15 protein-coding genes and 1 pseudogene are annotated in these 15,268 nt (G+C 60.9%); 15 read left to right on the forward strand and 1 reads right to left on the reverse strand.

What is annotated here, in order from left to right; translation table 11 throughout:
* The first annotated feature begins 181 nt into the window (after positions 1-181).
* The 13 genes and pseudogenes from ISN39_RS24430 to ISN39_RS36720 all read left to right on the forward strand — a co-directional run.
* A complete protein-coding gene (locus tag ISN39_RS24430) occupies positions 182-979 on the forward strand; it encodes an ABC transporter ATP-binding protein (protein WP_194730800.1) in 798 nt (265 codons plus the stop codon).
* Complete coding sequence (locus ISN39_RS24435; protein WP_194730801.1) at positions 976-1,686, forward strand: ABC transporter ATP-binding protein; 711 nt, start codon at positions 976-978, stop codon at positions 1,684-1,686. Before ISN39_RS24430 ends, ISN39_RS24435 begins: the two co-directional genes overlap by 4 nt.
* Before the next feature lies 1 nt (position 1,687).
* A complete protein-coding gene (locus tag ISN39_RS24440; protein ID WP_194730802.1) occupies positions 1,688-2,569 on the forward strand; it encodes a branched-chain amino acid ABC transporter permease in 882 nt (293 codons plus the stop codon).
* On the forward strand, positions 2,566-3,576 hold the full coding sequence (locus tag ISN39_RS24445; protein WP_194730803.1) for a branched-chain amino acid ABC transporter permease: 1,011 nt from the start codon (positions 2,566-2,568) through the stop codon (positions 3,574-3,576). Before ISN39_RS24440 ends, ISN39_RS24445 begins: the two co-directional genes overlap by 4 nt.
* Position 3,577: 1 nt before the next feature.
* Positions 3,578-4,819: an ABC transporter substrate-binding protein gene (locus ISN39_RS24450; protein ID WP_194730804.1), complete on the forward strand. Its 1,242-nt coding sequence runs from the start codon at positions 3,578-3,580 to the stop codon at positions 4,817-4,819.
* A gap of 199 nt (positions 4,820-5,018) precedes the next feature.
* A complete protein-coding gene (locus tag ISN39_RS24455; RefSeq protein WP_194730805.1) occupies positions 5,019-5,693 on the forward strand; it encodes a 4-carboxy-4-hydroxy-2-oxoadipate aldolase/oxaloacetate decarboxylase in 675 nt (224 codons plus the stop codon).
* Positions 5,683-6,240: a cupin domain-containing protein gene (locus ISN39_RS24460; RefSeq protein WP_194730806.1), complete on the forward strand. Its 558-nt coding sequence runs from the start codon at positions 5,683-5,685 to the stop codon at positions 6,238-6,240. The genes ISN39_RS24455 and ISN39_RS24460 overlap by 11 nt, the downstream gene beginning before the upstream one ends.
* Before the next feature lie 73 nt (positions 6,241-6,313).
* Positions 6,314-7,525, forward strand: coding sequence for an FAD-dependent oxidoreductase (locus ISN39_RS24465; protein WP_194730807.1), 1,212 nt, complete (start codon positions 6,314-6,316; stop codon positions 7,523-7,525).
* A gap of 27 nt (positions 7,526-7,552) precedes the next feature.
* Positions 7,553-7,870, forward strand: coding sequence for a 2Fe-2S iron-sulfur cluster-binding protein (locus tag ISN39_RS24470; protein ID WP_194730808.1), 318 nt, complete (start codon positions 7,553-7,555; stop codon positions 7,868-7,870).
* Between the two features lie 54 nt (positions 7,871-7,924).
* Positions 7,925-9,082, forward strand: a complete 1,158-nt coding sequence (locus ISN39_RS24475) for a Re/Si-specific NAD(P)(+) transhydrogenase subunit alpha (RefSeq protein ID WP_194730809.1) — start codon at positions 7,925-7,927, stop codon at positions 9,080-9,082.
* Positions 9,072-9,470 carry a proton-translocating transhydrogenase family protein gene (locus ISN39_RS24480; RefSeq protein ID WP_022715897.1) on the forward strand — a complete coding sequence of 133 codons (399 nt, stop codon included), beginning with the start codon at positions 9,072-9,074 and terminating at the stop codon, positions 9,468-9,470. Before ISN39_RS24475 ends, ISN39_RS24480 begins: the two co-directional genes overlap by 11 nt.
* Before the next feature lie 10 nt (positions 9,471-9,480).
* Positions 9,481-10,875, forward strand: a complete 1,395-nt coding sequence (locus ISN39_RS24485; RefSeq protein ID WP_194730810.1) for an NAD(P)(+) transhydrogenase (Re/Si-specific) subunit beta — start codon at positions 9,481-9,483, stop codon at positions 10,873-10,875.
* Between the two features lie 200 nt (positions 10,876-11,075).
* Positions 11,076-11,362 (forward strand): annotated as a pseudogene (locus tag ISN39_RS36720) (adenylate/guanylate cyclase domain-containing protein); the annotation flags it as partial.
* Between the two features lie 311 nt (positions 11,363-11,673).
* On the opposite strand, the gene ISN39_RS24490 reads toward ISN39_RS36720, so the two are convergent.
* On the reverse strand, positions 11,674-12,783 hold the full coding sequence (locus ISN39_RS24490; RefSeq protein ID WP_194730811.1) for an alcohol dehydrogenase catalytic domain-containing protein: 1,110 nt from the start codon (positions 12,781-12,783) through the stop codon (positions 11,674-11,676).
* Positions 12,784-13,040: 257 nt separating this feature from the next.
* On the opposite strand from ISN39_RS24490, the gene ISN39_RS24495 reads away from it, so the two are divergent.
* Together ISN39_RS24495 and ISN39_RS24500 are read left to right on the forward strand one after the other, a co-directional pair.
* The gene (locus ISN39_RS24495) at positions 13,041-14,231 is read left to right on the forward strand and encodes a cytochrome P450 (protein WP_194730812.1); all 1,191 of its coding nucleotides are present in this window, start codon (positions 13,041-13,043) and stop codon (positions 14,229-14,231) included.
* Positions 14,231-15,256: an amidohydrolase family protein gene (locus ISN39_RS24500; protein WP_194730813.1), complete on the forward strand. Its 1,026-nt coding sequence runs from the start codon at positions 14,231-14,233 to the stop codon at positions 15,254-15,256. Before ISN39_RS24495 ends, ISN39_RS24500 begins: the two co-directional genes overlap by 1 nt.
* Positions 15,257-15,268 lie beyond the last annotated feature (12 nt).

Consider the following 15,268-nt stretch of genomic DNA (forward strand, 5'->3'; position numbering starts at 1 on the left):
CCCGCCAACGGCCGCCTCACATCACTGCATCCGACGGTTTTCATTACACTTCAAACTGTGCATTGACATACCAGCCGGACTTCAGATACTTTATGGTATCTTGAGGATTGTCAAGCGGCGCCACTGAGGAGATACGGCGCGGGCAACTCGGGAGTGAGTGAACAGCCCCAGGGAGGATAGGATGGCTGTGGATCTGCAAGCTACCGGCAGCGGCTGCCCCGTGCTTTCCGTCGAAAATATCGACGTTCGCTTTGGCGGCATACACGCGCTTAAGGGCGTCTCGCTCAGCGTGAATGCAGGCGAGATATGCGGGCTGATTGGCCCGAACGGCGCCGGAAAAACGACGCTGTTCAACTCCATTACCCGGCTCAGCGCGGTGACTGCCGGTTCCGTTCGCCTCTGCGGTCGAACGATTGAAGCCGTGCCCGCGCGCCAGATCATCCGTCTGGGTATAGCGCGCACGTTTCAGAACCTCGGCATCTACGGCGGAATGACGGTTCTGGAAAACGTCATGCTCGGCGCTCACCATTTGATGGGCGGTCGCATTGTCGAAGCGATGCTTCGACCCGGGCGCGCCCATCACAGGGAAAGCGAGACCAGACAGCGTTGCCGGGCGATCCTTGATGAACTAAACCTCTCCGGCGTTGCCGACAAGGCGGCGGGCTCGCTGCCCTACGCGACCCAAAAGCGCATGGAGATCGCCCGAGCGCTTGCCTCGTGTCCCACCGTACTCCTCCTCGACGAGCCGGCGGGCGGCCTTACCCACGGCGAGGTCGCCGAATTCGGTGAGCTCGTATCGCGCGTCCGCGACGATCATGGCGTCACGGTCATCCTGATCGAGCATCATATGGGGCTGGTCATGACCCTCTGCGACCGTATCGAGGTTTTCCATCTCGGTCGCAATTTGGCGAGCGGCACGCCCGCGCAGGTGAAGGCCAATCCGGCGGTCATCGATGCCTATCTGGGGAGGACACAATGACGATGCTGCAGGTGAAGGGGCTATCTGCCGGATATGGCGCAGCCGATGTTCTGCATGGCATCGACTTTTCCGTCGAGCAAGGCACCATCGTGGCGCTACTTGGATCGAACGGCGCCGGAAAGACGACGATCCTCAGAGCGCTGTCCGGGCTCATATCGGCGCGGGGGACGATCGATTTTTGCGGCGCGAATCTTAACCGCTGCAATGCGGCACAAAGGGTGGCGCTTGGTCTTGCGCACATACCGCAGGGCCGCGGAACCTTCGGTGACTTCACCGTCGAAGAGAACCTTGCGGCTGGCGCGTACACGATCGGCGACAGGCAGCAGATCGCTGCCGACATGCAGCGGTGGTACTCGGCCTTTCCAAGGCTCGCTGAACGCCGGCGGCAGCAGGCCGGTAGCCTCAGCGGCGGCGAGCAGCAGATGCTGGCAATTGCCCGGGCTCTCATGTCGCGCCCGAAGCTCCTGATGTGCGACGAGCCTTCGCTCGGCCTTGCGCCAGCGATTACCGAAGAAATCTTCGAGATATTCAAGTCACTCAATCGGGAGCACGGCATGACACTTCTCATCGTCGAGCAGAACGCCGACCTCACCCTCCAATTCGCGGACATGGCTCACGTCCTAGAGTCCGGATCCTTCACGGTGAGCGGAGCGGCGCGGGATCTTTTGGGCAACGAAGCCGTCCAGCAATCCTATCTGGGGGTGTAAGATGGAATTGTTCTTCCAACTTGTTGTCGATGGCCTGGCTTCCGGCGCTATCTACGCTTCGCTGGCGCTGGCACTGGTTCTGATCTTTCGAGCAACGCGGATCGTCAATTTCGGTCAGGGCGAGATGGCCACCTTCTCCGCCTACTGTGCTTGGCAGCTCTGCGAATGGGGCATGCCGATGTTGCTTTCCTTTCTTGTCGTCGGTGCCTTGGCGTTTTTGCTCGGCATCGGCGTTTTCCGTTTCGTCATCAGGCCGGTTTCCAGGGCTCCGGTCGAAGCTGCCGTCGTCGTGACCCTCGGGCTCTTCGTCGTCTTCCAGGCGCTGTCCTTGTGGCTCTGGGGCTCCGATCAGCGCGCCTTTCCTTCGATGTTCCCGAATGTCGGCTGGGATCTCCTTGGCGTGCGCGTGACGACCAGCGCGGTCGGCATCGTTGCCGCTCTGCTCTGTCTCGCCGTGGCCGCGGGGGCGATCTTTCGGTTCACAAGGCTTGGCCTTGGCATGCGAGCTTCCGCCTATGACGGCGAGAAGAGCCTTCTCGTCGGCATCCCGGTCGAGCGAATGCTGATGCTCGGCTGGGGTCTTGCGGCGCTGATTGGGTTCGTCGCGGCCTTGCTGGTCGGGCCACGGTTGTTCCTGAGCCCGACGATGATGATGCCGATCCTGCTCTACGCCTTGGCGTCGGCCACCCTTGGCGGCTGGGATAGTCCGCTCGGGGCTATGATCGGCGGCCTGATCGTCGGCGTCGCCGAAAGCCTTGGCGCAACATTCCTGCCCTTCATCGGTGCGGACCTGCGCGTGGTGATCCCAATCATCGTCACTCTCGTGGTCCTGCTCGTTCGGCCGGTCGGTCTTTTTGGTACTCGCACGGTGATCAAGCTATGAACATGCTACGTCTTCGATTTGCCCCCGCGGCTCTTGGCTCGATTGCTGCGCTCAGTCTGCCTCTCGTCGTTCCGAACTTCCTGCTGTTCGAATTCAGCATCGCCGTCTCATATGGAATTGCGATTCTCGGCTTGAATCTTCTCCTCGGCTTCACGGGACAGATCTGCCTGGCCCAAGGTGCGCTGTTCGGGGTGGGGGCCTACACGACTGCCATTCTCAATGTCAGCTTCGGCTGGGATCCCTTAGCGACACTGCCATTTGCGGCCATCGTCGCTGGCCTGATTGGCGTCGTCGTCGGGCTCCCTGGCTTGAGGCTGCAAGGGCTGCAGCTCGCAATCATCACCTTCGGTGTCGCGTCGGCATTTCCGCAGCTCCTGTTGAAAATGGACACGCTCACCGGCGGCGTCACCGGGCTTGCGACAGATCAGCCGATGGCGCCGATATGGTTCCCGGGAAGCCAGGAGATTTGGCTTTACGGGTTGTCGCTGATCTGTGCTGCCATTTCAATCATCGTGGTCACCCGGCTCCTCCGCGGCGATACCGGTCGCATGTTGCGCGCCCTGCGTGACAATCCGGTGATCGCCGAGGCACTGGGCGTCAACCTGACGATGGGCCGACTGGCAGCCTTTGCCGTGAGTTCCGCGCTCGCGGGTCTCGGCGGAGGGCTCTTTTGCGTCCTGAATGGCTTCATCAGCCCGCAGTCTTTCCTGCCGATGAAATCGATCGACATCCTGATAGGCGGTATCGTCGGCGGGATCATCAGCATTCCCGGTGCCTTCATCGGGGCCATCTTCGTCGTCTTCGTGCCGGGCTTCACGACCGACATCAATCCTGCGCTCGGTGGGCTGATCTACGGCCTCTGCCTGATCGCCATGATGATGGTCGCGCGCCGCGGCATCGCCGGGTTCCGGGTCGAGGAGCTCAAGAAGGCAGTCTTGCGCATATTCAAGTTCAAGGTTCTGTCGCGGATTCCGGGGCCTGTTCCCGGTCAATTGGGAGGAGAATGAAATGCCGAGACGCGTACTACGAGGAGTTTCCATGATGCTGGGGGCGCTCGCCTTCACGGGGCTTATAGCCGCAACGCCGAGGGCGCAGGAGACTGCATCACCAGGCATCACGGATGATGCGGTGAGGATTGGCATCTCAGGTCCGCTGACCGGCCCTGTCGCTGCGATCGGGGCGATTGCCGAAGGGATCAAGACAAAGGTCGATGCGATCAATGCAGCGGGCGGCGTCAAGATGGGTGATGACAAGACGCGAAAGATCGAACTGATCGTGGAGGATGACGGACTTGATCCGCAACGCACGCTCACCAACGTACGCAAGCTCGTCGAGCGCGAGGAGGTGTTCGCCGTCCTGGCAACTGCGGGAACGCCGAACAACCAGGCGATCGGCCGGTATGTGACGCAACGCGAGGTGCCGAATCTCTTCATGTATTCGGGCGTCCACGAGCTCGCCGGGCCCGAGTGGGAGATCGGGCTTGTTCCGTCCTTCACCACGGAAGCTGCGGCATTCGCGCGCTATCTGCTGGACACCAAGCCCGAAGCGAAGATCGCCCTTCTCTATCTGAACACCGAGACGGGGCAAACCTTCCAGAAGGCACTGGAGGATGCAGTGAGCACGTCCAACATCAAGATCATCGCCTCCCAGCCCGTAACATCGGCCGACCCAACCGTCGAAACCCAGCTTTCGACGCTGAAGGCGTCGGGTGCTGATACGTTGGTTGTGATCACAGGTCCGAAGCAGGGCGCCGAAGCGGTGCGCTTCGCCACGGAAAGCGGCTGGAAGCCAACGACGCTCGTGTCGAACATCGCGGCCTCCGTCGCTTCACTGAAACCGGCGGGCCTCGAAAATGCGAAAGGCGTGATCACGAGCCAGTACCTGAAGCAGGTGAATGCAGCGGCGCCCGGCGAGGACGCGGGCGTGAAGCGTTACATTGCCGACCATGAAGCCGCGAGGGCCAGCTTCGCCATCGATGATGCGCTCGGTCAGGTCGGATATGCGACCGGCGAGGCGCTCGTGAAGGTACTCGAATCGATGAAGGACCCGACCCGTGCGGCGATGATGGAGACCGCTCGAAATCTCGGGGGCGTTCAATTGGATCTTCTTTTGCCCGGCATCACACTGAACACGAAAAGCGGGGAGGACGTCTATCCGATCGAGTCGCTGCAGCTCTTCCAGTTCGACGGTGCGGCCTACCAGCCCGTCGGTTCGATGATCTCTTTTGAAGGAAAGACGCCGTCGCATTGACTGTGACCGACAGCTTTGCCGAGGGGCGCTCAGGCGCCCCTTTTTTCTGCCTTGCTCGCAGAACCAGGTTCAGCGGCGTGCAGATTTAGTATTGACATTCTAATAGGAATTTGGATACTAACGGGTATCCTAAGACGGCGAAGACCAAGGCAGCAAGGCTTGTGGGTGTCGCCGGGAAGGGCCGCCGCGGGAGGGCGTCATGGCGAAGGTGATGCGAAATATAAAACGAACGGATGACGCGGTTGTCCGTGGGCTGGGCGCGCTCGGTGTCGCAACCGTGCACGAAGCGCAAGACAGGCGAGGTCTTCTAGCGCCTCATCTGCGGCCGATCTACCGGCCCGCCCGTATCGCAGGCAACGCGCTCACTTGCGAGGTGGCTCCGGGCGACAACTGGATGATCCACGTAGCGCTGGGTGAGGCGCGCCCGGGAGATATTCTTGTCGTCACACCGACATCGCCCTGCGACGACGGTTATTTCGGCGATCTCCTGGCGACGTCCGCCAAGGCGATCGGCATCCGCGGCCTCATCATCGATGCCGGCGTTCGTGACATTGCCACGCTTACGGAGGTGCAATTCCCGGTCTGGTCGAAAGCCATCTCAGCGCAGGGAACCGTGAAGGAGACCCTGGCCAATGTCCAGGTGCCGATCGTCTGTGCCGGCTGTCTGGTCAACCCGGGGGATGTCATTGTCGCCGACGACGACGGTGTTTGTGTCGTTCCGGGCGAGAACGCAGCGATGGTGCTCGAGAAGGGGCGTGCGCGGGAGCGGATGGAGGAGGAGAAGCGGTTGCGGTATGCGGCGGGCGAACTCAGTCTCGACGTGAACGACATGCGCCCGAAACTCGTGCAGAAGGGCCTTGTCTATGTCGACTGAGAGCAAATCAGCCTTGCCGCGGCGGGTCGTGACGGGCATCCGAAATGGCCGATCCGTCTTCATCAGCGATGGCCTCGTGCCAAATGCGCATCTGCATGAATCGATCCCGGGTTTCATGACGTCGGTCTGCTGGGCAACGCAGGCACGCCCAAAGTTGCAGCTGAATGGTTCGGAGCCCGCCTTGCCCGGGATCCGCATTACCCCTTCGGTCGGCGAGACACGCCTGATGATCGTTCGCTTTCCACCGGACTCGGTGATGGCGGATCCGTCCTTCGACCCGGAAGCGGCGGATGCGGAGCAGCGCCTGCATCTGCCGGGGCTGGCAGAACTCTTCGAGCACGAAAATCCGGGTATGCACATGACGGACTCGATCGACTACGACATCGTGCTTAAGGGCGAGATCTGGCTTGAGCTCGATGATGGGGCGGAGGTGCATCTCCGCCAGGGCGACGTCGCGATCCAGTGCGGCACGCGCCATGCCTGGCGAAACAGGGGATCGTCGCCGGCCACGATGGCCTTCGTTCTGATCGGAGCGGCGCGCTCCTGAGCGCCGTTCAGGCGCGCGGAAGATTCATCCGGGAAACATGCCTTTGCAATTCACGCGGCCGGAGGAGGGCGCGATGCATTACGATTGCCTCATCATCGGAAGCGGACACGGCGGAGCCCAGGCGGCGACTTCGCTCCGTCAGCACGATTTTCAAGGATCGATCGGAGTCCTCAGCGAGGACCCCGATGCGCCTTATGAACGTCCGCCCTTGTCCAAGGACTATCTCCTTGGCAGCAAGACTTTCGATCGCATTCTCATCCGGCCGACGGACTTCTGGGCGTCGCGCAATATCGACCTCTTGCTCGGCAACAAAGTCGTCAGGGTTGACGCAAGCGAAAGGCAGGTCCTTTGCGCGAACGGCGCAACGGTCAGCTATGGTCATCTTGTCTGGTCCGCGGGAGGACGCCCGCGCCGCATGTCCTGCCCCGGCCATGATCTTCAGGGCATCCACGCGGTCCGGACCCGGTCGGACGTGGATCGACTCAACGAAGACCTCGTCAAAGCAGAAAAGGTGGTGATCGTTGGCGGCGGTTACATCGGGCTCGAGGCCGCGGCGGCGCTTTCCAACCTTGGAAAAACGGTGACTGTGGTCGAAGCGATGAACAGGGTGCTTGCCCGCGTCGCGGCAGAACCGCTCTCCCGCTTCTACGAGAGGGAGCATCGCGACCACGGGGTCGATGTTCGACTGGAAACCGGCGTCGAGAGCTTCATTGGAAGCGACGGGCACCTGACTGGCGTGATGTTGCAGGATGGCGCGACGCTTCCCGCGGATATCGCAATCGTCGGCATCGGAATCGTGCCCTGTGTCGAGCCGTTGATTGAGGCCGGAGCGGCGGGAAATGACGGTGTCGATGTCGACGAGTTTTGCCGGACCAATCTCCCGCAGGTCTTTGCCATCGGGGACTGCGCCCGGATCAGGAGCGCGCACGGTCTGCGGATCGAGTCCGTGCAGAACGCTCATGATCAAGCCACTGCCGTGGCAAAGACGCTTTGCGGTGAGCTGACGTCCTACAGCGCAACGCCCTGGTTCTGGTCGAACCAATATGACCTTCGCCTGCAGACGGTCGGCCTTTCCGCAGGCTTCGATGACACCGTCGTCAGAGGCGATCCCAACAGCCGCAGCTTCAGCGTCGTCTATCTCCGTGATGGCACGGTGATCGCCTTGGACTGCATCAATTGCGTCAGGGACTATGTCGAAGGCCGGATGCTCGTCGAAAGGCGCACGCGCATCGACGTGCAAGTCCTGGCAGACACCAGCATCAGGTTGAAATCTTTGATTGTGTGAGTGCGCAGAAGGAATGGGAGGGTGAAAATGTCGAATTTTACGGTGATCTCACGAATCGGGGAGGTCTTCTCCGTCGAAGGGCGAGCGGGCATCTCGGTGATGGAAAATATTCGCGATGCGGGAGTGGACGAATTGCTGGCGCTCTGCGGCGGCTGCTGTTCTTGCGCCACTTGCCACGTCTATGTCGACGACGCCTTTCATGAGCATCTACCGGCGCTCACCATCGACGAAGATGATCTGCTCGACGGTTCGGATCATCGGCGGCCGCAATCCCGGCTCTCTTGCCAGATCCGCTTCACCCCGGAGCTTCAGGGGATGATCGTTACGCTGGCACCGGAAGACTGATCGCAGGCGTATCTCTCAAACCAGAGGCCCAGAACCGGCCGGAGGAACGTGGCATTGGATGTGAGTGTGTACATAGCAAGGGAAAGTAGGTCCGACGAAGGGCGCGTTGCGGCGTCTGCCGAAACTGTAAAGAAGATGGGGAACCTCGGCTTCGACATCGTGGTCGAGGCAGGTGCTGGGGTTTTATCGCGCATACCGGACAGCGAATTCGAGGCTGCAGGGGCGCGGATCGGCTCGGCTGGCGATGCGGCAACCGCGGATGTGGTGCTGAAAGTGCGCCGCCCGACGGAGGCGGAGATTGCCGGCTACAAGAGCGGCGCGGTCGTCATCGCGATCATGGATCCCTATGGAAACGATGAGGCGATTGCCGCGATGGCGAAGGCAGGGCTTTCAGCCTTCGCGATGGAACTGATGCCGCGCATTACGCGCGCCCAGTCCATGGATGTTCTTTCCTCACAGGCAAATCTCGCCGGCTATCAGGCCGTCATTGAAGCGGCGTCTGTCTATGATCGCGCCCTGCCGATGATGATGACGGCCGCCGGCACCGTTCCGGCCGCCAAGGTCTTCGTGATGGGTGCAGGTGTGGCAGGCCTCCAGGCGATTGCGACGGCGCGCCGCCTCGGCGCTGCGGTCTCGGCCACCGACGTTCGCCCCGCCGCCAAGGAACAGGTCGCCTCACTCGGCGCCAAGTTCATCGCCGTTGAAGACGAGGAGTTCAAGGCAGCCGAGACGGCGGGCGGCTACGCCAAGGAAATGTCCAAGGAATACCAGGCGAAGCAGGCAGCCCTCGTTGCCGAGCACATCGCCAAGCAGGACATCGTCATCACCACGGCACTGATCCCCGGACGCCCTGCGCCGAAGCTCGTATCGCGCCAGATGCTGGCTTCGATGAAGCCCGGCGCCGTTGCCGTCGATCTTGCGGTCGAGCGTGGCGGCAATATCGAGGGCGTGGTTGCAGACGAGGTCGTCGATGTCGAAGACGTCAAGGTGATCGGTTTCGCCAACCTGCCGGGCCGGGTGGCCGCCAGCGCTTCGGCGCTCTATGCCAAGAACCTCGTCACCTTCCTCGAGACCATGCTCAACAAGGAGACGAAGAGCGTCGTCCTCAACCTCGACGACGAACTCATCAAAGCGACCATGCTGACCTATGCAGGCGATGTCGTGCATCCGGCATTCGCCGGGACGAAGAAGGGGATAGCTGATGGCCAGTGAAGCAATGGACAAGGCGCTGGAGCAGCTTGACCAGGCGGTCAACGCAGTCGTGGCGGCGGCCGCGCAGGCACCGGAAGCGGCAAGTGCGGCAACGGGCGGGGCGATCGATCCCTTCATTTTCCAGTTCGCGATCTTCGTGCTGGCGATCTTCGTCGGTTATTACGTCGTCTGGTCGGTGACGCCGGCGCTGCATACGCCGCTGATGGCCGTCACCAACGCCATCTCTTCAGTCATCGTCGTCGGCGCGCTGCTTGCAGTGGGCATTTCGGCAAGCGGGCTTGCGACCGGTTTCGGCTTCGTCGCGCTCGTTCTCGTCTCGGTCAACATCTTCGGCGGTTTCCTCGTCACGCAGCGCATGCTGGCGATGTACCGCAAGAAGGACAAGTGAGGCCGGACGAATGACCAATATCGCAGCTTTCCTCTACCTCGTCTCCGGCGTGCTTTTCATCCTGGCACTGCGCGGCCTCTCCCATCCGGCCACCAGCCGCAAGGGCAATCTCTACGGCATGATCGGCATGGGGATGGCGATCCTCACGACGCTGGTGCTGGCAACGCCTTCTTTTGCCGGCTTCGTGCTGATCGTGCTCGGACTGGCGATCGGCGGCGGGGCGGGCGCCTATATCGCCCGCGTCATCCCGATGACCTCGATGCCGCAGCTGGTGGCGGGCTTCCACTCGTTGGTCGGCCTGGCCGCCGTGCTGGTTGCCGCCTCCGCGCTTTATACACCGGCCTCCTTCGGCATCGGCGATATCGGCTCGATCCATGGCGAGGCGCGTATCGAGATGGCGATCGGCGCCGCGATCGGGGCGCTTACCTTTACCGGCTCGATCATCGCTTTTTTGAAGCTTGACGGGCGCATGTCCGGCAAGCCGATCCTGCTTGCCTTCCGGCATATCATCAACATCGCGCTTTTGGTGCTGATCGTCTTCTTCATCATCGGGCTCGCGGCAACCGAAAGCCATTTCGATTTCTGGGCGGTCGTGGCGCTTTCGCTGGCGCTCGGCGTGCTGCTGATCGTGCCGATCGGGGGCGCCGACATGCCGGTCGTCGTCTCCATGCTGAACTCCTATTCGGGGTGGGCGGCAGCCGGTATCGGTTTCACGCTCGGCAATCTCGCTCTGATCATCACCGGTGCGCTGGTCGGCTCTTCGGGTGCGATCCTGTCCTACATCATGTGCAAGGGCATGAACCGCTCGTTCATATCCGTCATTCTCGGCGGCTTCGGTGGCGAGACCTCTGCAGGGGCTGCGGACAATTCCGACAAGACCGTCAAGCTCGGCTCGGCAGAGGATGCCGCCTATCTGATGGCGAACGCTTCCAAGGTCATTATCGTGCCGGGCTACGGCATGGCGGTTGCCCAGGCGCAGCACGCGCTTCGCGAGCTGGCCGACAATCTCAAGAAGGCCGGCGTCGAGGTCAAATACGCAATTCATCCGGTCGCCGGCCGCATGCCCGGCCACATGAACGTGCTGCTGGCCGAAGCGAACGTGCCTTATGACGAGGTCTTCGAACTCGAAGACATCAACTCCGACTTCGGCCAAGCCGATGTCGCTTATGTCATCGGTGCCAACGACGTCACCAATCCAGCGGCGCGCGATGACAAGACCTCGCCGATCTACGGCATGCCGATCCTCGATGTCGACAAGGCCAAGACCTGCCTCTTCGTCAAGCGTTCGCTCGGCTCCGGCTATGCGGGCATCGACAATACGCTGTTCTACAAGGATGGCACGATGATGCTGCTCGGCGATGCAAAGAAGGTCACCGAGGAGATCAACAAAGCGATCGGCCACTGAGCAGGATAAACAGCATCGTTTGCTGCCGGCCGGGATCCCTCGTCCGGTATTTTTTGCCCATCGACGCGCCTCACCTGTTGCCGGCACGTCTGGAGCGCCGACAACTGCCCAAAAGCCGTGGGAAGCGACAGTCTAGGTCTTTGGCCCAAGCTTCAGCGACGCGGCCGGGAGATGGATGTCGGCCCAACGGTTCATATCAGATGGGGTCAACCGCACGCGACCACACTCGCATCTGCCGTGGCTGTTGGGACCAGATGAAAATGCCAATTCCTATTCGGGGTCCGTTGGCGATCCCGTTCCGCGTCTGCGGCATCACGTAGAATAAGATGAAGCCGAACATCTACACGATCTGCAGACGTGCCTTCCGTCGCATCAAGAAGCAGCGGCATACTTCCGGCACGGCAACTGTTCGCCGACATCAGGGGCTACCCTCATCTGCCCGAACGGACGAAACCCGGCCGTTCTGAGCGACATCGTTAGCGTCTTCGGCGCATGCCTGAACACAGGCGGCCGATAGGGATGTGTGTCGATTGTAATCAGAATTTGAGCGCAGGCTGCCATTCTTTTCCGGCAGTTAAGCGGCCTATGTGTGCCGCTTCCCGAATGGAAGGACATCCATGAATTAGGCCACCTGCTGAGGGTACAGAGTATCGGGCCGAATAAACGTTTGCCATCAAGAGCCGCGTTCGGCTTTGCCAGACTGTTGAGAACATCGCCTGGCGGGATAACAGAAGACGCCTTCCACCCGGACGGGGCGGAGGGCGTCTTCCTCTCCAGTGAGCCGCTGCGGCTCTCGATCTAGATAGTGACGGCGTAGTAGGTGAAGCCGCCATCGCCTGAGGCAACGCCGGAAATCGCTTCATTGATGCTCTCGAGCGGCCAAACCATCGGCTTCATGACGGAGATGTCGACAACTTCGTTTTCGACCATGGAGGCGATTTCCATACCTTCAGCGGCGGTGAACCATACCGAGCCGATCAACTCCATCTGCTCATCCATCCACCACTTTACGTCGAGGGGCAAATTACCCGCAGTACCGCCGATATTGACGATGCGGCCGCCTCTGCGCACACCCTTCATGGCATCGAGCATGGATTCGAGCGGCGCCTTGGCGCCGAGCGTGTCGAGCATCAGGTCGGCACCGACGCCGCCCGTTCTGGCCTTGATGAAATCGCCGCTCGAGCCGGTCCGGTTCGAGAAGATTTCAATCCTGTCCGGCGCAAGCGCCTTCAGGCGGGCCAGCAATTCGTCGCCACGGGCGACTGCATAGATCTTGCCGACGCCCATGGCCAGCGCGAAAAGAGTCGCGCCGATGCCGAGGGTTCCGCTAGCGCCGTTGATAATCAGCTTGCGCCCCATCAGCGGCCCGCACTTTTTCAGGGCGGCGTAGGACGTACCGAGGTAGCCCATGCGCGACCCCTGGACGAAGGACATGTTGTCGGGAATTTTCACGACCTGCGCCTGCGGCGCCAGCATATATTCACAAAAGCCGCCATAGGGGTAGCGTTTGAACATCTCAAGGCTGTTCGGATTGTAGCCGAAATAACCGCCGAGTGTCCAATGCTGGCAGGCTTGCGGGTGTCCCGATGAACATGCGTGGCAGGCTCCGCAGAAGCGGCCGGGATTGACATAGACCCGGTCGCCCGGCTTGAGCGACACGACCTGCTCGCCGACCTGATGGACGATACCTGAAGGATCGAGGCCATGGATTGCGGGGCGGGGCGGTAATGGCATCTGCGGATACCAGCTCTCCCAGTTCGCAAGGACATTGGCGAGATTCGGGACCATTCCGCAGGCCTTGACCTCGACAACGACGTCGGTTCCGGTGGCCACGGGGCTCGCCACCAGATCCATTCTCATCGGTTCTCCGACGGCGTGCAGCCGCGCTGCGCGCATCATCTGCGTCATTAAAATTCCTCCCTAATGAATGTCACCAGATACTGGAAAGTTTTCAAATACCAAACAGTATTCAAAAGCGCAAGCGCCTGCAGCTCATCATTGACACCATGGTCGCATTCAGATACTAACTGGTATCGGAAATCTATGTGGTATGCGTAAAAGAGTGCCTGAGCTCCACGCCGAGCTCAAATGACGGTGAAAGCCGGTCTGGACGAAGGATGCCGGATTTGCGCCGGTCGTCCGACGATTTTCGTGGGAGGAAGAAAATGATAGATGACGCGTCAGCATTGACGGGCGAGAACCTTTATAGAGACCCTTACCCGGTCTATGCGAGGTTGCGCCGGCAAGCTCCGGTTGCCCTTTTCGAGGGGACCAAAGAGTATTTCATTACCCGCTACGACGATTGTCGCACAGTTGGTGCGACCGACCGAGCCTTCGGACCGTCTGGCGCTGCCAACCGGCCCGAGGCACGCGTTATGGGAATGCCGAACGTCCTGACCATGTCGGGCGAAGAGCATTCATGCCTGCGCGAAGGCATCGACCTCAATCTGACACAGGAGCGCGTGCGCTCTTATGTCGAGCGTCTAACGCGGCCAGTGGTGCAGCGCTTCCTTGACGAGCTCAAGCCCAAGGGCGAGGCGAACCTGACGACGGAGCTCTTCGAGCCGATCTCGGTGCGCTGCATCGGCGACGTGATCGGTTTGACAGAGACCTCGAATGACAATCTCGTGGAGTGGTTTCACGCCATGGCCCTTGGGCTGCAAAACGTCTCCAACGACCGGGCGGTCTGGGACCGGCTCGACGCCGCGCTCGCAGACATCGATCACCAGCTTGGCGCGCTTTATGACGCTGCATTGTCGAAGCCGAACAACACGCTGATGAGCCATGTGATGTATGGCGGCATGCCGGAGGGCGCAGCGCGCAGCCTGGAGGAAATTTCGCCGACTATGCGCGTTATCATCCTGGGCGGTCTGCAGGAGCCTGGACACGCGGCCGCAAATGCTTGTGCGGGCCTGCTTTCCAGCCCCGAGCAGGCCAAAATCATGGCGGAGGACCCGTCCGCGCATGCGCTCAGGGCTTTTGACGAGGGGCTGCGCTGGATAGCGCCGATTGGAGTGACCCCGCGTGTCGCCCTTGAAGATTTCGAGATCGCCGGGACTGTAATCCCCGCCGGCTCTTCCGTGGCCATCGTCATGGGATCTGCAAACCGCGATGAAGCGCGCTTCGAGAGGCCGGACCAGTTCGACATGTTCCGCAAGAAGAAGCAGCACGTATCGTTCGGTTTCCGCCCGCATTTCTGCTCTGGACATTTCCTGTCGCGAGCCATGGGCGAGATCGCTCTTCAAGAAGCCTTCCGGCAATTGCCGAATCTGCGCCTCGATCCTGAGCAGGAGATCAAGGCCAAAGGCTGGCGCTTCCGCGGCGTGAACGTGCTTCCGGCCAAGTGGGACGCGTGATGACACTGATTATCGATTGTCACGGACACTTCACCACCGAACCGCAGAAACATCACGACTTCCGCAAGGCGCAAGTCGCCTTTGCAGAAGGTAAGGCGAGCGCAAGGCCGATCTATCCAGGCATTTCCGACGAGGAATTGTTTGCGATCATTAAGGCCAACCAGTTGCGGCTCCAGAAGGAGCGCGGCTCGAATCTGACGATCATTAGCCCGCGCGCCTCCGGCATGGGTCACCACATCGGTGGCGCGGATGTCGCGACCGAGTGGGCGCGCATCTCTAACGACAACATCAAGCGCGTCGTTGAGATGTTCCCGGAGAATTTCGCGGGCGTTTGCCAGTTGCCGCAGACGATCGATGGAGATCTCGATCCCGTGATCGCCGAACTTGAGCGTTGCGCCGACGACGGGTTTATCGGCTGCAATCTCAATCCGGATCCTTCCGGAGGCCGGTGGAGCGCGCCGCCGATCTATGACCGTTGGTGGGATCCGATGTGGGAGGCCTTGGCGGCATACGACGTGCCGGCAATGATCCATGTGTCTGGCTCATGCGAGCGCTGCCTGCACACGACCGGCGCTCACTACATCAACGCCGATACGGCCGTTTTCATGCAGCTCATACAGGGCGACCTGTTCGAACGTCATCCCAAACTACGGCTGATCATTCCGCATGGCGGCGGTGCGGCGCCTTATCACTGGGGACGGTACCGAGGGCTGTCGATGATGCTGGAGAAGCCGCCCATTACCGAGCACCTCATGAACAACCTGTTCTTCGATACTTGCGTCTATCATCAGGCGGGAATCGATACGCTGTTCCGGGTGGTAGACAAGAAAAACATCCTTTTCGGCTCCGAAATGCTCGGCGCCGTCAAGGCCGTCGATCCCGAAACCGGGCATAGCTTCGACGATACCAAACGCTACATCGACGCGCTCGATCTCAGTGCGGAAGACAGGCACGCGGTCTTCGAAGGCAATGCGCGGCGGGTCTATCCCTTGCTCGACAAAAGGCTCAAGACACAGAACCGCTAATTCGACGCCGAA

The sequence above is a fragment of the Rhizobium sp. 007 genome, assembly GCF_015353075.1.
In the GTDB taxonomy this organism is placed as follows: Bacteria; Pseudomonadota; Alphaproteobacteria; order Rhizobiales; family Rhizobiaceae; genus Rhizobium.